Source organism: Streptomyces dysideae, from assembly GCF_001514305.1.
Taxonomy (GTDB): Bacteria; Actinomycetota; Actinomycetes; order Streptomycetales; family Streptomycetaceae; genus Streptomyces; species Streptomyces dysideae.
Window position 1 is genome coordinate 185,889 of record NZ_KQ949085.1, and the last position, 18,226, is coordinate 204,114.

The 18,226-nt window shown below is 72.2% G+C and carries 18 protein-coding genes and 1 pseudogene; 7 read left to right on the forward strand and 12 right to left on the reverse strand.

All coding sequences use genetic code 11. From position 1 onward, the window contains the following. Positions 1-88: 88 nt before the first annotated feature. A complete protein-coding gene (locus AQJ91_RS19640) occupies positions 89-2,260 on the reverse strand; it encodes a TerD family protein (protein WP_067023248.1) in 2,172 nt (723 codons plus the stop codon). 183 nt (positions 2,261-2,443) lie between these two features. Between AQJ91_RS19640 and AQJ91_RS19645 the strand changes: the two genes are divergently transcribed. Continuing rightward, the gene (locus AQJ91_RS19645; RefSeq protein WP_067023067.1) at positions 2,444-2,752 is read left to right on the forward strand and encodes a Dyp-type peroxidase domain-containing protein; all 309 of its coding nucleotides are present in this window, start codon (positions 2,444-2,446) and stop codon (positions 2,750-2,752) included. A 196-nt stretch (positions 2,753-2,948) separates the two neighbouring features. Here the strand turns inward: AQJ91_RS19645 and AQJ91_RS19650 are convergent, their stop codons facing one another. Then, the gene (locus AQJ91_RS19650; protein ID WP_067023070.1) at positions 2,949-3,350 is read right to left on the reverse strand and encodes a DUF5997 family protein; all 402 of its coding nucleotides are present in this window, start codon (positions 3,348-3,350) and stop codon (positions 2,949-2,951) included. A 58-nt stretch (positions 3,351-3,408) separates the two neighbouring features. Here AQJ91_RS19650 and AQJ91_RS19655 point away from each other — a divergent pair, with 58 nt between their 5' ends. Next, entirely contained in the window at positions 3,409-4,161 is a 753-nt protein-coding gene (locus AQJ91_RS19655; protein ID WP_067023073.1) for a LysR family substrate-binding domain-containing protein, read from the forward strand. Between the two features lie 86 nt (positions 4,162-4,247). Here the strand turns inward: AQJ91_RS19655 and AQJ91_RS49655 are convergent, their stop codons facing one another. Next, positions 4,248-4,517 (reverse strand): TfoX/Sxy family protein, encoded by a 270-nt coding sequence (locus AQJ91_RS49655; protein WP_234382578.1) that lies wholly within the window; start codon positions 4,515-4,517, stop codon positions 4,248-4,250. Positions 4,518-4,622: 105 nt separating this feature from the next. Continuing rightward, positions 4,623-5,066: an SRPBCC family protein gene (locus tag AQJ91_RS19665; RefSeq protein WP_067023076.1), complete on the reverse strand. Its 444-nt coding sequence runs from the start codon at positions 5,064-5,066 to the stop codon at positions 4,623-4,625. 193 nt (positions 5,067-5,259) lie between these two features. Between AQJ91_RS19665 and AQJ91_RS19670 the strand changes: the two genes are divergently transcribed. After that, positions 5,260-5,994 carry a flavodoxin family protein gene (locus tag AQJ91_RS19670; RefSeq protein ID WP_067023078.1) on the forward strand — a complete coding sequence of 245 codons (735 nt, stop codon included), beginning with the start codon at positions 5,260-5,262 and terminating at the stop codon, positions 5,992-5,994. A 57-nt stretch (positions 5,995-6,051) separates the two neighbouring features. Here AQJ91_RS19670 and AQJ91_RS19675 read toward each other — a convergent pair whose 3' ends face one another. The 4 genes and pseudogenes from AQJ91_RS19675 to AQJ91_RS19685 all read right to left on the reverse strand — a co-directional run bounded on the left by AQJ91_RS19675 (position 6,052) and on the right by AQJ91_RS19685 (position 10,216). Further along, positions 6,052-8,865, reverse strand: coding sequence for a beta-L-arabinofuranosidase domain-containing protein (locus AQJ91_RS19675; protein WP_067023081.1), 2,814 nt, complete (start codon positions 8,863-8,865; stop codon positions 6,052-6,054). Positions 8,866-8,992: 127 nt separating this feature from the next. Next, entirely contained in the window at positions 8,993-9,166 is a 174-nt protein-coding gene (locus AQJ91_RS58260) for a hypothetical protein (RefSeq protein WP_407696878.1), read from the reverse strand. A 50-nt stretch (positions 9,167-9,216) separates the two neighbouring features. Beyond that, positions 9,217-9,720, reverse strand: a pseudogene (locus tag AQJ91_RS19680) (HAD family hydrolase); the annotation flags it as partial. A gap of 19 nt (positions 9,721-9,739) precedes the next feature. Beyond that, positions 9,740-10,216, reverse strand: a complete 477-nt coding sequence (locus AQJ91_RS19685; protein WP_067023084.1) for an Lrp/AsnC family transcriptional regulator — start codon at positions 10,214-10,216, stop codon at positions 9,740-9,742. 208 nt (positions 10,217-10,424) lie between these two features. On the opposite strand from AQJ91_RS19685, the gene AQJ91_RS19690 reads away from it, so the two are divergent. From AQJ91_RS19690 to AQJ91_RS19695, 3 genes are read left to right on the forward strand one after another with little or no spacing between them, the layout of a single operon-like run. Continuing rightward, positions 10,425-11,918, forward strand: a complete 1,494-nt coding sequence (locus AQJ91_RS19690) for an FUSC family protein (RefSeq protein ID WP_067023087.1) — start codon at positions 10,425-10,427, stop codon at positions 11,916-11,918. 18 nt (positions 11,919-11,936) lie between these two features. Then, a complete protein-coding gene (locus tag AQJ91_RS49660) occupies positions 11,937-12,353 on the forward strand; it encodes a nitric oxide synthase oxygenase (RefSeq protein WP_079085058.1) in 417 nt (138 codons plus the stop codon). After that, entirely contained in the window at positions 12,278-13,312 is a 1,035-nt protein-coding gene (locus AQJ91_RS19695; protein ID WP_067023090.1) for a lactonase family protein, read from the forward strand. The genes AQJ91_RS49660 and AQJ91_RS19695 overlap by 76 nt, the downstream gene beginning before the upstream one ends. A gap of 74 nt (positions 13,313-13,386) precedes the next feature. Here AQJ91_RS19695 and AQJ91_RS19700 read toward each other — a convergent pair whose 3' ends face one another. The 4 genes from AQJ91_RS19700 to AQJ91_RS19715 all read right to left on the reverse strand — a co-directional run bounded on the left by AQJ91_RS19700 (position 13,387) and on the right by AQJ91_RS19715 (position 17,272). Next, positions 13,387-14,307 carry a sirohydrochlorin chelatase gene (locus AQJ91_RS19700; protein WP_107122477.1) on the reverse strand — a complete coding sequence of 307 codons (921 nt, stop codon included), beginning with the start codon at positions 14,305-14,307 and terminating at the stop codon, positions 13,387-13,389. Between the two features lie 95 nt (positions 14,308-14,402). After that, positions 14,403-15,440 carry an N-acetylglucosamine kinase gene (locus AQJ91_RS19705; protein WP_067023096.1) on the reverse strand — a complete coding sequence of 346 codons (1,038 nt, stop codon included), beginning with the start codon at positions 15,438-15,440 and terminating at the stop codon, positions 14,403-14,405. Continuing rightward, positions 15,437-16,114, reverse strand: coding sequence for a uracil-DNA glycosylase (locus AQJ91_RS19710; protein WP_067023098.1), 678 nt, complete (start codon positions 16,112-16,114; stop codon positions 15,437-15,439). The genes AQJ91_RS19705 and AQJ91_RS19710 overlap by 4 nt, the downstream gene beginning before the upstream one ends. A gap of 72 nt (positions 16,115-16,186) precedes the next feature. Next, the gene (locus AQJ91_RS19715; RefSeq protein ID WP_067023101.1) at positions 16,187-17,272 is read right to left on the reverse strand and encodes a WD40/YVTN/BNR-like repeat-containing protein; all 1,086 of its coding nucleotides are present in this window, start codon (positions 17,270-17,272) and stop codon (positions 16,187-16,189) included. Between the two features lie 281 nt (positions 17,273-17,553). On the opposite strand from AQJ91_RS19715, the gene AQJ91_RS19720 reads away from it, so the two are divergent. Next, positions 17,554-18,138 carry an Rv1733c family protein gene (locus tag AQJ91_RS19720; RefSeq protein ID WP_067023104.1) on the forward strand — a complete coding sequence of 195 codons (585 nt, stop codon included), beginning with the start codon at positions 17,554-17,556 and terminating at the stop codon, positions 18,136-18,138. Positions 18,139-18,226 lie beyond the last annotated feature (88 nt).

Here is an 18,226-nt window from a genome sequence, read left to right on the forward strand (position 1 = left end):
TCGGCGGCGAGGAAAGCGAAAGGGCTGGATTCAAGGAGGATTTGAGAAGGAAGCCCCTTCATGGCCTCGCCACGGCCAACGTTAGCAGTCAGGCCGGGATCAGGTCGCGCAGATTTTCGGGCGTGAGGATCCGCGACTCGGGATGCAGCCCGTCGGGACGCTGCAGGCCGATGTAGGTGACCGGACCCTCAGGGACGGTCTCCCCGTCCCACACCGTCGTGGCCGTCGCCCCGCCGGCCATCAGCTCGGTGAGGTACCGCACCGTGAGCTGCTCACGCTCGACGATGCCGCGCACCAGCATCGCCACCGACACCCGGTTGCCCTCGACCCGGTTGGCCGACGGGTTGCCCTTGAGGTACAGGTGCAGCCACTTGGCCCGCCACCGCCCGTCGGACCCGCGCAGGAACACCAGCGGCAGCGCGACCCGCCCGGGACCCCGCAGGTCCGACTTCATCCGCACCGTGCGCGGCTCGAACGGACGCCCCTTCTGCTCGCCCTCCCGCAGCATGAACCCGAAGAACGACTCCGCGACCTCCTCGAAGCCCTCCCCGGAGAAGAGGTTGACCTGCGGCACGATGAACGCGCCGCGCACGGCACCGAGGCGCAGGTTGATGAACTCCGAGGCCCCGTCGGGCGCTTCGGTGATGTCACCGGAGTGCTCGCCGTCGACGTCGGTGAGATGGGTGTACGACAGCCAGGACACCGTCCGGTAGCCGGCGTCCAGCATCAGCGCCGACAGGTCGTAGTCGGTGTCACGGCTGGTCTGCTTCCAGTACACGAAGAACCGCAGCAGCTCACCGTCGACCGGCGACACCGACCCGCGCGGCAGCACCCCGAGGCCGGCCGCGGTCGCCTTGCCGCTCAGCGGCAGCGCGACGTCCAGGACGTCCGGGTCGATCAGCAGATGACCGGGGTCCGGGAGCCGCCGCCGTATCTCCGCGTCGAACGCGGTGATCAGACGCTTGCGCTCGGCCGGCGGCACGGGCGGACGCGTGTCCTCGGCGACCCAGGCACGGCCGAGGCGGTTGACGAAGACCCGGCGCTCGCCGGTCTCCTCGCCACGGTTGTGCAGATGCTCACGCACCGACAGCACCACCCGGCCGGCCACCTCGGGAGCGACCCGCTCGGCGACGGCCACGACGGCGTTGCGCTCCTCCTGCGTCAGGGCAGCGCGCAGCAGCCGGTCCAGCGAGCGGAACAGCCTGCCCGGCGCGGACTCCAGCAGCTTCACCGCGCCCGTGATGTCGTTCCTGCCGAGCAGCTCCTCGACCCGGCTGTCGAAGGAGCGCGCCTCCTTCTCGCCCCGGGCGACCGCGAACACGTCGGCGGAGTGCGGCCACCGCGGGTACTCGTGCGGGTGCAGCCGCTCACCGAGCCGCTTCCACGCCTCGCGGTGCACGGCGACGTCACTGAGCTTGGCGGGCGCCGCGGCGACGACCGAGTCGAGGCCCGCGAGCAGCGCGCGGCGCACCGGACGGGACAGCCCCCGGAACCGCGTCGGCTCCCCGAGGGTCACATCGCCGTCGGACAGCGCGCACGCCAGCCGCAGCACATCGGTCACCGTGTCCAGCAACAGCCCGGAACCGGCTTCCAGCCGGGCCCGGTTGACGACGGCACGGTTCTCCCGCACCGGGATCGCCTCGGGCTGCGGCCCGTGCGCGCAGTGCCCGGCGAGGACCGCCAGATCCCGCAGCGCCTCCTCGCCCAGCGGCGTGCTGCTGCCCGCCAACGCCAGGTACAGCGCCGTGAGTTCGTCCTCGGCGGCACCGCCCAGGTGGAGGGCCGTCATACGGTCGCCCGCCGCGGCGATCAGCTCGTCGTGGGCGGCGAGCATCTCCTCGTAGGTGTGCTGGTAGCGGCCGTACGACGGGAGCGTCAGCAGGTTCACCACACCCTCGCTCAGCTGCTCCAGCGTGCCCGCGCGCGTCGCGTCGTCGGCGAGCGCCTCGGAGATGCACCGCATCCAGAAGTCGAAGGTGTCCGGCACGTTCGCCGGGAAGTCGATGAAGTACGCGTTGTGCCGGACGCGGTCGCCGACCATCGCGCGGACGGTGCCCAGCGTGCGGACGGCGGTGAAGACGACCGTGCCCTCGGACAGCCCCGACAGCCGTTCCAGCAGCTCCGCCGAGAGCTTGAAGCCCACGGACATCAGCGCGGCGTCGAACTGCCGTGCCGCGACGGCGCCTTCCCCCACGGGGCCCGTGGGGGAGGAGAGACGGTGGGTGTGCCGGATGACCAGCGGTTCGAGACGGTGGACCATTCCGGCATGCTCCCAGAGCGGTACACGCGGGCGCATTCGGGTTTTTCCGGCGTGCGGTGAGCACACGGGCGGACGCGCTGTCCGTTCTCACCGGCCGCGGCCGACGCGCGAGGGACGGGCAACCTGAAACGTCGGCAGCCGGGCGGTCCGGTCCGTGATGTTCCGTGTGGGGAGAGGGGAGCCATGACGTCGTCCATGCGGTCGGCCGATGCACAGCCGCAGCCGGTGCTGGGTCCGCCGGCACCTGTCGCGGTCTTCCTGGTGGTCACGATCGAGCCGGGCGGTGAACCCGCCGTGCGCGACCTGCCGGCCGGGCCCGCGGGACTCGTGCGAGCCGTCGGCTTCCCCAGCCCCGACGGTGGCCTGTGCTGCGTCGCCGGGGTCGGATCACCGGCCTGGGACCGGCTGCTCACCGGTCCACACCCCCAGGAACTGCATCCCTTCCGGGAGTTGGCGCGACCGCGGCGGCGGTCTTCATCCCGACCGCCCTGATCGCCTTCGCCCTCTCCGCCCGGGGCCGCCTCCTCACCGCCCGCTTCTGGCTGTGCCCGGCGGGCCGGCTCCCCTGGCGCCTGATGGCATTCCTCGCCTGGGCGCACGAGCGGGGCGTGTTGCGTCAGGCCGGGGCCGTGTACCAGCTCCGGCACGCACGGCTGCAGGAACGGCTCGTCTCAGGACGGCTTGACGGTCAGGAGCCCTGAGCCGCGCGCTCGGCCTTCTCGGCGTGCTGCTTCTTGATGCGGGCCGTCTCCTTGCGGACCTCGGCCTGCGTGGCGCGCTCCTTCTGCAGCCACTCGGGGCTCTCCTGCTTGAGCGCCTCGATCTGCTCGGTGGTGAGCGGCTCCGTGATGCCGCCCCGGGCCAGGCCCGAGATGGAGATGCCCAGCTTGGCCGCGACCACCGGACGCGGGTGCGGGCCGTCGGCGCGCAGCGTGCGCAGCCACGCCGGCGGGTCCGCCTGCAGCGCGTTCAGCTCGGCGCGCGTGACGACGCCCTCCTGGAACTCGGCGGGGGTGGCCTCGAGGTACACACCCAGCTTCTTCGCCGCGGTCGCGGGCTTCATCGTCTGGGTGTTCTGGTGCGACGTCATGGTGCCAAGGGTATCGACTGGGCGAACCGCCGCCGACCACGGCCGGTAACCTGGCCAGGTGACAGGCTCGGAAGTACCTTCTTCGTTCCGGCTGGCGTACGTCCCGGGAGTGACACCCTCGAAGTGGGTGCGGACCTGGAACGAGCGCTTCCCCGACGTCCCCCTGACCCTCCACGCGGTCACCGCCGCCGAGGCGCCCGAGGTGCTGCGGGACGGCGCCGCCGACGTCGGCCTCGTACGGCTGCCGGTCGACCGTACGGTCTTCAGCGCGATCCCCCTCTACACCGAGACCACGGTCGTCGTGGTCCCCAAGGACCACGTCATCGCGGCGGTCGAAGAGGTGACCTGCGAGGACCTGGCCGACGAGGTCGTCTTCCACCCCCTCGACGACGTCCTCGACTGGGAACGGCCACCGGGAGAGCCCGCCTTCGAGCGCCCCGCGACCACGGCGGACGCCGTCGAGCTGGTCGCGGCGGGCGTGGGCCTGCTCGTCGTACCCCAGTCGCTGGCCCGTCTCCACCACCGCAAGGACCTCACGTACCGGACGGTCGTGGACGCCCCGCAGTCGAGCATCGCCCTGTCCTGGCCGGAGGACGCGACCACCGACCAGGTCGACGACTTCATCGGCATCGTCCGCGGCCGCACGGCCAACAGCACCCGAGGCCGCACGGCACCGCCCGCCCCGGACAAGCCGAAGCGCAAGCAGCCCACCGGCCAGCCCCGCAAGCCGACCGCAGGAAAGAGCCACCGCGGCGGCTCCGGCGGTCCGAAGGGCGCCGCCCGACGAGGCAAGCCCCGCAAGCGGTCGTAGGCGCCCGGACGACTGGCACAGCCGGGCCGCGATCGTCGTGTGTCACCGGCGCCTGCGCGCTCGACCCTGACCTGCGGGCCCGCCCCTCACTTCGGCGGCAGCCCCGCCGCGAAGCCCTGCCCCTCCTCGACCCACGCACCCAGCACCTCGTCCTCCGTGAGCGCGTCCCCCGTGACCAGGATCCAGCCGCGCATCGGGCGGCCGGTCATGTCGAAGACGCGTGTACCCGGCCGCGCGAGGGCCGCGTCGGTGTGGTCGGGGCCGACGCGGACCATGAGGTCGTCGCCGTTCACGCCGACGGCCATGTTCCCGTTCACCAGGAACGCGATGCCGCCGAACATGCGCTTCTCGCTCACGTCCGGGTCGGCGCCCAGCCTCCCCCACGCTCGGCTGCGCTCGCGCGGGCGGTGCCCCCATCCGGATCCGCTGGGCGAGCCCTTCGTCGTATGCCATGCGCCTGCTCATTCCGTGAGTCTGCGCTCGAGATCGCGCAGGTCCTTGCCGATCGAGGAGCGCACCTGGCGGGCCAGCAGCGGCGCCGCCAGCCGGTGGAAGCCGCCCCCGGCGCCCCGCACCCGGATGCGGGCGAGGGTACCGTCCGGGTGCGGGTCGAAGGCGTAGGTCACATGCATCGGCATCGGGCCCGCCACGGACACCATGTCGAGCAGACGGGGGTAGTGGCACGCCGCCACGCGCATCACGTAGTCGATGCGCCGCCCCAGGAAGTACGCCGTCCGCGTCACCTCCGCGCCGACACCGAAGCCGCCCGCGTCGGTCTCCCGGGTCAGCTCCGCCGTACGGATGCCCTGCGTCCAGTCGGGGTCGTGCCGCCAGTCCATGGCGTACCGGGCCACCTGCTCGGGCGGGAGCGGGATGACCCGCTCCGCGGATACGTCGATCGTCATCGTGCCGCCGCCTCGTCCTCGCCGCTCCCGCCGGTCTCTGGGTCCAGGATCCCCGCGCCGGACGCCCGGCGCGCGCCGTACCCGAACACCGTGTGCCGGTGCGTCGGGGAGGGACAAACCGGGCGCCGCGCGAGACGCTGCGTACCCCGGCCCTCCCGGGCCACCTGACAGCCTGACAACCCACGGAGCCCTCATGACCGCGGCAGCCCCCTCCACCGACGGCGCGTACCGCTTCGACGACCTGCGCGCCCTGTTCATCAACTGCACCCTCAAACCGTCCCCGCGGCTCAGTCACACCCAGGGCCTGATCGACAAGAGCCGGGCGATCATGGACTCGCGCGGGGTCGCCACGGACGTCATCCGTGCCGTCGACCACGACATCGCGACCGGCGTCTACCCGGACATGACCGAGCACGGCTTCGCCACCGACGTCTGGCCGACGCTGTACGAGCAGGTGATGGCCGCGGACATCCTGGTGCTGGCCGGCCCGATCTGGCTCGGCGACAACAGCTCGGTCACCAAGAAGGTCATCGAGCGTCTCTACGGCTGCTCGGCGCTCCTCAACTCCGAGGGGCAGTACGCCTATTACGGCCGGGTCGGCGGCTGTCTGATCACCGGCAACGAGGACGGCGTGAAGCACTGCGCGATGAACGTCCTCTACAGCCTCCAGCACCTCGGGTACACGATCCCGCCCCAGGCCGACGCCGGCTGGATCGGGCCGGCGGGACCGGGGCCGTCGTATCTCGACGCCGGTTCGGGCGGCCCGGAGAACGACTTCACCAACCGCAACACCTCCTTCATGACCTGGAACCTGATGCACCTCGCGGCCATGCTCAAACGCGCCAAGGGCATCCCCGCCCACGGCAACCAGCGCTCCGAGTGGGACGCGGGCTGCCGTACCGACGCACCCAACCCGGACTACCGCTGAACCCGGCAGGGCCCCGACCGTCGGCCGGGGCCCCGAGGCGGGTCAGCGGGGGGCGGGTCAGGGCACGTACGTGGCACTCTCCGCCGTAGTCACCACCGTCTGCCCGTCGGCCTGGCTGAGCAGCCCCGCCGACACCCACGCGCCGACCGTCGACCGCACCCGCGTGACCAGCGCACCCTTACTGGCGAACGGCGCCCCGGCCCAGATCTCGTCGAGCAGCGTCGTACCGTCGGACTGCGCCGGGTTGGCGACACCGGAGTCGGTGTTCCCGAAGACGACCCTGGGCTCCGACCGGCGGACATAGGCGTGCGTCGGGTTCTCGGTGCCGTCGTAGAAGGGGGCGAACTCGGTGCCGTTCAGCGTGTAGTGGAGCGGCTTGCCGGACACCGGCGTCAGTGAGGGCAGCAGGTCGCCGGAGAGTGCGGCGTTCCTGTAGAGCCCGACCTGGAGGTGGCTCGTGCTGGAGTTGCGGCCCACCAGGTTGACCGGGCCGTAGAAGAGCGTCTGGAGGGACGGGTCGTCGAGCGCCTTCTCGACCCGCAGCCGGAACGGGATGGTGACGCGTACGGTGTCGCCGCTCTGCCAGTTCCGGGAGATCGTGAAGTAGCTGCCGGGGTTCGGAGTCCCGCCGACCGCGCTGCCGTTGACGGTCACCCGGAAGCCGCCGGTCGCCCAGGACGGCACGCGCAGCTTCATCTCGAAGGAGGCGCTGCCGCCGCTGACGGTGAGAGTGGAGCCCTGCTCCCTCGGGTAGTCCGTGGTCTGCGTGACGGTGACGCCCTTCGCGGACCAGGTCAGCGTGGAGGGGCTGTACAGGTTGACGTACAGGGCGGAGTTGTCGGCCTTCGTGAAGTACACCGAGTCCTGGTACTTGGTGGCGCTCTCCATGCCGGTGCCCTCGCAGCAGGTCGTGCCCTGCTTGGGCGTGTAGTCGCGTACGTGCCCGGGCGTGAGGCCGATGAAGTACGTGACGAGCGGCTTCTCCGCGTCGGCCTTGTCCTGCTTGGAGCCGAGGACCTGGTTGTACAGGCCCCGCTCGTAGTAGTCCATGTACTTCGGGTCCTGGTCGTGGAAGAACAGCATCCGGCTCAGCTTGAGCAGGTTGTACGCGCAGCAGGACTCGGCGCTGGTGTCGCTGATCGTGCCCGCGATGACCCCGCGGGCCTTCCAGAACTCGGCCGTGCTCGTCCCGCCGATGCCGAACATCCGGTGCGGGACGACCATGCCCCAGAAGTTCTTCGCGGCGGTGAGGTAACGGGTCTCGCCCGTCGCGTCGTACAGCCGGACGTAACCGGTGAAGATCGGGATGTGCTGGTTGGCATGCAGACCGTCGAGGGTGTCGGTGTTCGCGGCGCAGGCGTCGATGAGCTTGTCGAGGTCGAACAGCTGGGCCAGCGCGAGGTGTTCGGCCTTGCCGGTGATCGAGTGCAGGTCGACGATCGTCTCCACGATGCCGCCGAACTCGCCGCTGGAGAAGATGCCCCACATCCGCTGCAGCGTGGAGTCGGGCAGCTTGGACAGCCGGGAGTACATCCAGTCGCACATGCCGGAGGCGAGGTCGAGCGCCCGGTCGTCGTCCGTGGCGAGGTACGCGTCCAGCAGACCCTTGAGGATCTTGTGCGCGGTGTAGTAGGGCGCCCAGACCTTGGTGTAGTCCGGGGTCGTCCGCGACTCCAGGTCGATGAACTGCGTCTCCGGGTACGCGGCGAGGAAGCCGGGGTGGCTCGGCCCGCCCCAGGTGCGGCGCAGCGTGGCGGTCAGGCCGCGGCCTGAGGCGTCCGCGAAGGTGCCGCCGGTGGTGGCGAAGAAGTAGTACGACGCGAGATTGCCGAGCCCCGCGGAGGACCTCTTGGCCTCGTTGGTCTGCAGCGAGGTGATGTCGGCCGCGGTCAGGGCCCGCGAGTAGACGTTGAACTCGTCGAAGGCGCCCGCGAACACCGGGTCGCCGGAGAAGTTGGAGCGGCCCAGCCAGTTGTTCGTCAGGGTACCCAGGACGGACGGGTTGAGGGTCATCGAGGTGTTCTGGGCGACGGCGGTGCCGTTGACGTAGAGCGTGCCGGTGTTGCCGGAGATGGTCACCGCGAGGTGGCTCCACTGGTTCAGCGGCAGCGCGGCGGTGCCGTTGAGACCCTGCTCCCCGCCCGGCCCGCCGGTGGTGATGGCGAAGCGCGGTACTCCGCTTCCGTTGCGGGTGGTCAGGTACATGTACCGGGTGGTGTTGTCGCCGAAGTCGAAGACGCGCTGCCAGTTGGCGTTGTGGGTGGGCTTCACCCAGACCGACAGGGTGATCGCCGAGGCACCGCCGAGAACGGCGGCCGGCAGGTCGATGTACTGGTATGAGCCCCGGACGTTCTCGTGCGCGCCGCCCCACTTGCCGGTGACGGCGAGCATGCGCGGATCCTCGCGCAGCGCCGCGCGCACCTCGGTCAGCGCGCCGATCATGGTCCGGATCTTGTCCGCGTACGCCTGGTCGCCGGTGCTCGCGTACGCCTGCGACAGCATGGTCATGAAGTGGCCGGTGTAGTGGCCGCGGAGGTTGCCGTTGGCCTCGCCGTCCAGGCCCTCCCAGCCGCCAGGGGCGACCGCGCCGCCCGTGGAGAGCCCGGCGTTGGCGCGGAAGACCTGCAGCAGCCGGTTCACGTCGTAGCCGCGGCCGTGGTCGAGCATCAACTGCCGCTTGTCGGTGAAGAGGCCCTGTCTGAGGGCCACTTCGTCGAGTGCGAAGGGCCGCACGGTCCAGGCGGACGGTGCGGCCTGCGCGGCCTGGACCGCCGCCGAGGCGCGTCCGGTCGCGATGTAGGAGAGCGCGGGTGTCGCCATGGCGAGCGCCGCGGCCTGGAAAAGAGATCGTCTGGAGAGGGGCGGTGCCATGTGTGCTCCTCCATGAGGTCACGCAAGTTCGCGCACGTTCAGGTGTGTTCGGTATTGCGAACGGCGTGCGAATGGTCGACCAGACGATAGGGAGGGGGGCGGTTGAGGGTCAACGGGTCTGGAGCACTTAGTTCCGGTCTTTCTCCGAAAAGGTGCCGGCACGCCGACTCGGCGGGACCAGCCAGTCGTACGCGCCGCACGCCGTGAACTCCGCCTGGCCGCCCCGCAGTAGAAGACCGGCGGTGGCGAACTCGGGGGCGTCGGCCTGCGCGGCGACGTACGGGATCGCGATACAGCGCATCCGGCCGCGTGCGCGGCGGCGGCCCCGGGAGCGGCGTCCTCCAGAACCACGCAGTCGGCCGGGTCGGCGTCCAGTCGACGGGCCGCCTTCAGGAAGACGTCGGGCGCGGGCTCGCCGCGAGCGACCTCGTCGGCCGACACGACCGTACGCAGACACGCGGCCGGCCCCGTGCCGGCCAGGATCGCCTCGATGGCCTCCGGCGACGAACCCGAGGCCACGGCCATCGGGACACCGTCGGCGGCCGGCAGCTCCACGAACTTGCGCATCTCCGGGTACGCGGGGGTCGAGACGCGCGCCAGCTCCAGGTAGCGGCGGTTCAGCTCAGCCGGCAGCTCGGCGCGGGGTGCGGTGAGCCCGTAACCGCTCCTGCTGGATCCCGAGCGTCTCCCAGGTGCTGATGCCGGCGTACCGCTCGTTGTCCTGCCAGGTGAAGGGGGCGCCGTGCTCGGCGAGAAGCCCGCGCGACGCCGTAGCGGCTCGGCGGAGTTCGGGTCGCTGTCCACGAGTGTTCCGTCGAGATCGAAGATGACCGAGATGCCGCCGAGCCTGCTCATGCCCCCAGGATGTCAAAGATCATTTCCGGGCCGCCCGCCCGATCGACTCCACCAGTGGCAGCAGCCGGTGCGGGACCCGCTCGCGCAGGGCCACCTCGCTGCGGGTGCGGACGACGCCGGGCAGGCTGATCAGCTTCTGGATCACGTCCTCCAGATGCGCGTTGTCGCGCGCCACGACCCGGGTCAGCAGATCCCCGCCGCCGGTGATCGAGAACGCCTCGACGATCTCCGGTACGGCGGCCAGTGCGTCCCCCACGTCGTCGAGGTGGCCCTGGGTGACCTCGATGTGCACGAACGCGAGCACCGGATGGCCGAGCGCGGCGGCCGAGAGCGCGGGCGCCGTGCCGGTGATCACGCCGTCCCGCTCCAGCCGGTCGAGCCGCGCCTGCAGTGTGCCGCGCGCGACGCCGAGGATGCGGGCGTACTCCCGCACGCTCGTGCGGGGCTGCTCCAGCAGCAGCCGCAGGATGCGGGTGTCGAGCTCGTCCACGGCCATGGCGCCCGGCCTCCTCGTAGCTGGTCCGTTGGTCCGACCTTGGACGGGCCACAACCGATATGTCTGTGCCAATGGCCCAGCATTCTAGGCCTCACTTGAGCCAGGTTGCTCCATGATGCTGCAATGAGGACGTCGATGGCGCTGCGGATCCCGCGGCGCCTTTTTCATGCCGGTGTCCGCATGCCGGCGCAGGAAGGGCGGGAAAGCAGTGCTGAAGAGGGTGTTCGTGGCGCCGGACCCGGGGCGCATGCGGCTGCGCTTCGCCGTGCGGGGCGTCCTCGGCATCGGGCTCGCGGTCGTCGTCTGCGGGCTCGCCGGACACTCCCTGGTCGGTGCCGTCACCGGCGGGCTCGCCGCGCTGCTCGCCCTGTTCACGGTCACGGACGCCACGGTCCGCGGACAGGCGGTCACCACCGCGCTGCTGCCGCTCGTCGGCCTGCCCGTGCTCGCGGCGGCCGCCGAACTGCACGACGTCCCCGTCGCCCGCGACCTCACCTTCCTCGCCGTCGTCGGCGCCGGCGTGTACGCGCGCCGCTGGGGCCCGCGAGGCCACAGCCTCGGTGTCTTCGCGTTCATGACCTTCTTCGTGGCGCAGTTCCTGCAGGCCACGCCGGGCCGGCTGCCCGAGCTCTACGCCGCCATGCTGCTGTCCCTGCTCGTCGCGGCGGCGGTGCGCTTCGGCCTGTGGTGCTACGAGCGGCGCCTGCCCCCGGCCCTCGTGCCCGCCCCGCCGGGCGGCCGCGGCCTGGCCCGGGTGACCACCCGCCAGGCGATCCAGGCGACCGCGGGCGCCGGCTTCGCGCTCGTCGTGGGCCAGCTGGTGTCCGGAGAACGCTGGTACTGGGCCGTCGGCGCCACCTGGTGGATCTTCGTCAACACCACCTCGCGCGGCGAGACCCTGGTCCGCGGCTTCCGCCGGGTCCTCGGCACGGTGATCGGCATCGGCCTCGGCCTGCTCGTCGCCGTCCCGCTGCACGGCGCGACCGTCCCCACGGCCGCACTCCTCACACTCTGCGTCTTCGGCACCTTCTACACGGCCGCGGTCTCCTACACCTGGATGATGCTCTGCGTCACGGTCCTCGCCGAGCTGCTCTACGGTCTCCTCGGCGTCCTCGATCCCGGGCTGCTCGCGCTGCGGCTCGCCGAGACCGGCGTCGGCGCGGTCGGCGCCTTCCTGGCCGTGCTGTTCGTCCTGCCCGTCACCACCCACACCGTCACCGACGCCTGGATCCAGCGCGCCCTGCGCCGCGTCCACGCGGCCACCGCGGAGGCCGCCGCCCGCCTCGCCGGCGACGAGGGCGCCGACCCGGCGTCGCGGGTGGCAGAACTGGAGCAACTGCTCGGCCGGGTACGGCTGTCGGTGGCTCCGCTGGTGCACCCGCTGAACCCCATGCGGGGCCGCAAGCGCCGCGCCCGCCGGGTGCTGGCCCTGCTCGACGACTGCGCCCGGGAGATCCGCGGCCTGGTCGCCGTCGCCGCCGACCCGGAGGCCTCGCACGACGCCCGCCTCGCCGCCGCATGCTGGCGCGTGGAGGCCGCCGTCGAGGCACTCACCGGTGGCGCGGACGTCACCCTTCACACGACGCAGCCGCCCGTCGTGGAGCAGCCCGCCCTGGCCCATCTGCACGGCCTGGAGCGTGCCCTCGCCGAACTGGCCAAGCCCCTGCGCACGCCGCCGGGTTCGCCGCTCGTCGGCGCCTGAGGAAATAACCGCTCCGTCCTGCACTCCTTCGAACGTGCCGGCGTCACCGTCACCGACCACCACACCGAGTCCCGGCGCTGCCTCGACCACCTCGGCCGTGAGAATCGCAAGGGCCTACGGATCGGCGCCGACCGGTCGTGGATCGTGCCGCCGATCCGGGGCAGTGCCACGCCCGTCTTCCACCGCACGTACGAGACGGCCGAACGGCATCCCGCGTACGTCCACCACCCCGAGGCCCAGGCCAGGGCGCGGGGCGAGACCGTGACCGCGTCCCTCGCCATCCCCTTCATTTGGTCTAGACCGATGCTGATCGGCTGCTACCGTCGCCCCGGACGGTTTCCGACCGAGAGGGGACAGCGGTGGCAGACGGCAGCAGGCGGGAAAGGCGGGCCTTCATCGGGTCGTTCACGGCGGCCGGGGGTCCCGGGATCGTGACCGCGGCCGTGGATCCGGACAGCGGTGCCCTGACCGTCCTGAGCAGCCTGGACGGCGTGCCCGACCCGGCGTACCTGGCACTGGCGCCAGACGGGGACACGCTCTACGCGGTCAGCGAGACGGCCGACGGCGCGGTGGCCGCGTACCGCGTGACCGGCGACAAGCCCGAACCGGCCGGCCCGCCGGTCCCGGTCGAGGCGAACGGGCCCACGCACCTCAGCCTCTTCGCCGGCCACGTCCTGACCGCCAACTACGGCTCCGGCAGCGTCACCGCCGTCCCCGTCCGCCCCGCCGGCACCCTCGCGGACGCCGCCTCCGGCGTGTTCCAGCACACCGGAGGGGGCCCGCACACACCTCGCCAGCAGGGCCCGCACGCCCACCAGGTGCAGCCCGACCCGAGCGGCCGCTGGGCGGTCAGCGTCGACCTCGGCACCGACTCGGTCCGCGTGTGCACCCTGACCGACGGGACCCTCGCCCTCCACCGGGAGGCCGCACTGCGCCCCGGCTCCGGGCCCCGCCACCTGGCCTTCCATCCGGACGGCGAGTACGCCTACGTCGTCAACGAACTCACCCCGACCGTCACCGTCTGCCGCTGGGACGCCGCCGAGGGCGTCCTGAAACCGCAGACGGAGGTCTCGGTGCTGCCCGGCGCCCCGGCCGGGGACGCCTACCCGTCCGGCATCGTCGCCTCGGCCGACGGCCGCTTCGTGTGGACCGCCACGCGCGGCGAGGACGTCCTGTCCGTGTTCGCCGTCGAGGGGGAGGGGCTGCGGCTGGTCGGCGCGGTGACCTGCTGCGGCCACTGGCCGCGGGCCCTGGCCGAGGCGGGCGGTTTTTTGTACGTCGCGAACGAGCGCTCCGGCGACGTGACCTGGTTCACCGTCGACCCGGACACCGGACTGCCGCGCTACGAAGGCTCGATCGAGGTGCCGGCGGCGTCCTGCGTGGTCTTCGGCTGAACCGGCGCCGGACACGTCCGAGGGCCCGCTCCAAGGAGGAGCGGGCCCTTCGCTGTACGGCTGTGACGTGAGCGTCAGCGGACCGGCGCACCCTGCGGCTGCTGCGGGGCGATACCCAGGGTCGTCGTGTACTTGGACAGCGCGAGCTTGCCGATCGCCGGGTACGGGCCGAGCGCCTCGGCGGCGGAGCAGCCTGCCTCCTTGGCCGCCTCCTCGATCAGGGACGCGTCGATCTCCGGCCCTATCAGGTACGGCGCCAGCGCCAGCTGCTGGGAGCCGGACGACCGCAGCTGCTCGGCGACGGCCGCGATCGAACCGTCCTGGTCGAGGGCCGCCGCCATGACCGGAACGGCGAGGCGCGCGGCGAGCAGCATGCCGGTGATCCCGGCCGCCTGCACGGCCTCCTCGCCGCCCACGGAGGCCAGGATGATGCCGTCCGCGGCGGTCGCCACGGTGAACAGACGGGCGCGGTCGGCGCGGGCCAGACCGGCCTCGGAAAGCCGCACGTGCAGCGCCTCGGCGAGCAGCGGGTGCGGGCCCAGGGCGTCGGTCAGGTCGGCCGCGACGCGGCTCTCCATCACGGCCTGGCGGACCTGGCGCAGCAGCGCGCTGTCCGGGCCGGCGAGCAGCGGCACGACCACGGCGACGGGGCCATCGGGCTCCTTGACCTCCACGCCGGCGGCGACGGCCTGCTCGTAGCGGGCGGTGCGCTCCTGGGCGGCGTGCGCGAGCACGGACTGGAGTGTGGGGAACTCCGAGTCGTCCCCGTCGAGGTACCCGATCCGGGCGTCGAGGCCGGGGAGCTCGGAGCGGGCGATGCTCACGACCTCCTCGGCGAGGCCGCGGGTGGCGGCGCTGGGCGTCCCCGGCACGGCGAGGACGAGCGCGGGCGCGCCCTCGGGAGCCGCCAGGGGCTCGGGTCGGCGGTGCCGCCCGGGCTGGCGGGGGCGCGGCATTCGTACTGGCAGGCCGGCGGGCCCAGTGGGGGAGCTCATGGCGCCGCATGTTACTGGTTTTGTGGGCTTCCCTGTTCGGGGAGGGTGCAGGTGAGCGGTATCCGTCCGGTTTTGTCTGATGAGTTACGTACGGATCAGAAGTGGTCGGCGTGTGGGGATCGGTCCCCCGCACCGGTCATCACGCTGAGCATGGTGTCGTCACCCGGCAGAGTGAGCGCGCCCGTCGCCAGTTCGCTCGCGATGCGTACCGCGCCCCGCAACGGGTCCCCGGCGGCCGGTACCCGCTGTGCGTGCGGCAGTCGCCGCGACAGCTCTTCTTCGAAGGGTACGAGAAGAGGGGGCCCCATGTTCAACAGGCCCCCGGTGATGGCGACTTGAGGGTTGCCTGTGCCCGGGCAGACGGCGGCCGCGGAGTCGGCCATGTGCCGGGCGGCGGCGCGCAGGATGTCCGCGGCGACGGGGTCGCCGTCGGCGCAGGCGGCCACCTGGGGCGCGAAGGTGGCGAGAACGGCGGGCCGGTCCGGGCGCGGATACAGCTTGCCGGGGAGTCCCGGCGCCGGCCCGAACAACTCCTCGGCGCGGGCGAGCAGTCCGGCCGAACCACCGGGCCGGCCGTCGTGGGCGCGCAGCGCCGCCTCCAGCCCGGCCCGCCCGATCCAGGCGCCGCCGCCGCAGTCGCCGAGCAGATGACCCCAGCCGTCCGCACGACGCCACCTGGTCAGATCCGTGCCGATCGCGATCAGGCCCGTGCCGGCCGCGACCACGGCACCGGGCCGCGGTCCCAGGGCGCCGACGTAGGCGGTCACGGCGTCGGCGACGAGACCGACCGTCCGCACCCCGAACTCCCGCTCCAGCGCGCCCGGCAGCTCGGCGCGCAGCGCGTCCCCGAGAGTGGCGAGCCCCGCGGCACCGACAACGACGGTGCCAAGCCGCGCGATCCCCGTCTCGTCGGCCAACGCCCTCACCATGGGCGTCAGTTGCTCCATCAGATGTCCGGGATCGATACCCCCGGCCCCAGTACGCACCGGCACCCGCGACACCCGCTCGGCCACACCGCCGCGGCCCGGCGTCCCGACGACGACCCGAAGACCGGAGCCTCCGGAGTCGACGGCGAGATAACCGGAGGAGCCGGAGGAGTCGCGGGAGTTCGGTGACTCCGGTGAGCCGGTCACGGCAGGCGCCACTCCACCGGTTGTCCGCCCTGTCCGATCAGCAGGTCGTTGGCCCGGCTGAACGGGCGGGACCCGAAGAAGCCGCGGTCGGCCGACATGGGGGAGGGGTGAGCGGACTCCACCGACGGCAGACTGCCGAGGAGCGGGCGCAGATTGCGGGCGTCGCGGCCCCACAGGATGGACACCAGCGGCTTGCCACGCCCGGCCAGGGCCCGTATCGCCTGCTCGGTGACCTCCTCCCAGCCCTTCCCGCGGTGCGCGCCCGGACTGCGCGGGGCCGTGGTGAGCGCCCTGTTGAGCAGCAGCACGCCCTGCCGGGTCCACGGCGTCAGATCGCCGTTGGAGGGCTGCGGCAGCCCCAGGTCGGTGTTCAGCTCCCGGAAGATGTTGATGAGGCTGCCCGGCAACGGCCGCACGTCCGGCGCGACCGAGAACGACAGCCCCACCGCGTGTCCCGGCGTCGGATACGGGTCCTGACCGACGATCAGGACCCGCACGTCGTCGAAGGGCTGCTGGAAGGCGCGCAGTACATTCGGTCCGGCCGGCAGATAGGTACGTCCCGCGGCGATCTCCGCGCGCAGGAAGTCGCCCATCTCGGCGATCCCCCCGGCGACGGGTTCCAGGGCGTTCGCCCAGCCCGGTTCGACGATTTCATGCAAGGGTCGTGGTGCCACGGCGTCACCCTACTGCCGTACGGGCAGCGGAGATCAACCGGTGGCCAAGGCCCTGCGGTCCCCCCGGTCGGCTCATCCGACCACCGCGGCCCGTACACACAGCACGTCCGGCAGATGCGACGCCAGTTGCTGCCAGCTGTCGCCGTCGTCGGCCGACGCGAACACCTCGCCGTTGCGGTTGCCGAAGTACACGCCGGCCGGGTCCGCGTCGTCCGTGCACATCGCGTCGCGCAGCACTGTGCCGTAGTGATCCTCCTGCGGCAGCCCCGCCGTCAGCGGCTCCCAGGTCTTGCCCGCGTCCGCCGTACGGAAGACCCGGCAGCGCCGGTCGGCGGGCACCCGGTCGGAGTCGGCGGTGATCGGGAACACGTACGCCGTGCCACCGCGGCGGGGATGGGTGGCCGCCGCGAAGCCGAACGTGGACGGCAGACCCTCGCCGATGTCCGTCCAGTGCGCGCCCGCGTCGTCGCTGCGGTACACGCCCCAGTGGTTCTGCAGATACAGCCGGTCCGGCGTCGCCGCGTCCTGCGCGATCTTGTGCACGCACTGCCCGAACTCCGGGTTCGGATCCGGCAGGAACACCGCGGAGACCCCGGAGTTGGACGGCGCCCAGCTCGCGCCGCCGTCCGAGGTCCGGAACACCCCGGCCGTGGAGACGGCCACCGTCACCGCCCGCGGGTCGCGTTTGTCGGTGAGGACGGTGTGCAGGCCCTCACCGCCGCCGCCCGGCACCCACTTCGAGCGGGTCGGGTGTTCCCACAGCGGGCGGACCAGCTCGAAGGTCTCTCCGCGGTCCTCGGAGCGGTACAGCGCGGCCGGTTCCGTGCCCGCGTACACCACGTCCGGCTCCGCGGCCGCCGGGTGCAGCTGCCAGACCCGCTCCAGCGAAGCCTCCGTGTCCTTGGGGAACTTGACCGCCGGCTGGGCCGGTTCGGTCCAGGTCCGGCCCAGGTCGTCGGAGTGGAACACGGACGGGCCCCAGTGCGCGCTGTCACCGCCGGCCAGCAGCCGCGGGCGCTCGGCGCGGGTGTCGATGGCGACCGAGTACACGGCCTGTGCGTTGAAATAGGGACTCTCGTCGAACTCCCAGGCCCCACCTCGCCTCCGCCCGATGAACAGGCCCTTGCGCGTGCCCACGGCGAGCAGTACCTCGGTCATGCCGACTACCTCCGCTGCGTTTTCTGCGGCTTTGTCTCAGCCACCCGGCCAGTCTGCACCCCGGCACTGACAGTCACCTCTGGAAAGGGCTCCATCGCAGGTCAGGGCCGGGGTGGTAACTCGCACCGGCGTGTCGTGCGCCCGTTTCACGAAGACGCCCGCGCCGGACGGGGACCCGTGCAACCGTCGAGGGCGGATGGCTGCCGTGAGCATCGAGGGGCCGGTTCCCGTATGGGAGGGCGGTCCGGCATGATCGTGCGCTCTCGAGGAGGAAGCCTTCGATGACGTTCCGTGGTCCGAAGGTGTGGCTGTGGCGCTGGCGGCGCAACCCGCTCAGGCGTCGCGCCGACATGGTGGAGGCCTGGGTCGTGCTCACCGCCTGGGTGCTCACCGTCCTCGCGGGAGTGGCCGCCGGTCTGACGACGGCCTGGTCCGTCGAGCACGGCATGGCCCGGGAGCGCGTCGAGTGGCGTCCCGTCGCGGCCACGCTCACCGAACGGGCGCCCGGAGAGGCCGACGCGTCGGTGAGCGCGGCGAGCGGTGAGCGGGTATGGGCCAAGGTGCGCTGGACCGCCACGGACGGCTCCACGCACACCGGCCAGGCCCGGGTCCGGGCCGGCAGCGGCGCCGGCACCTCGGTCACCGTATGGACGGACCCCCAGGGCCGCCTGGTGAACAAGCCCGCCACCGCAGCCCAGGCGAGCATCCGGGCCGCGCTGGTCGGCGTCCTGGTAGGGGTGAGCGCCGCGGCCGTGCCCTTCATCGGCGGCCGCATGCTGCGCGGCCGCCTGGAGCGCCGGCGCATGGACCAGTGGGACGCCGAGTGGGCGTTGCTGGGCCCGCTGTGGGGGCGTACGACTGGTTGACGGTTCTGCATGGACGGGTGTGTGCGGGCACGGGCGGGCGTGCGGGTGCCTTCGCGCCGAAGTCACCGGCACGCAGACACCCGCGGGT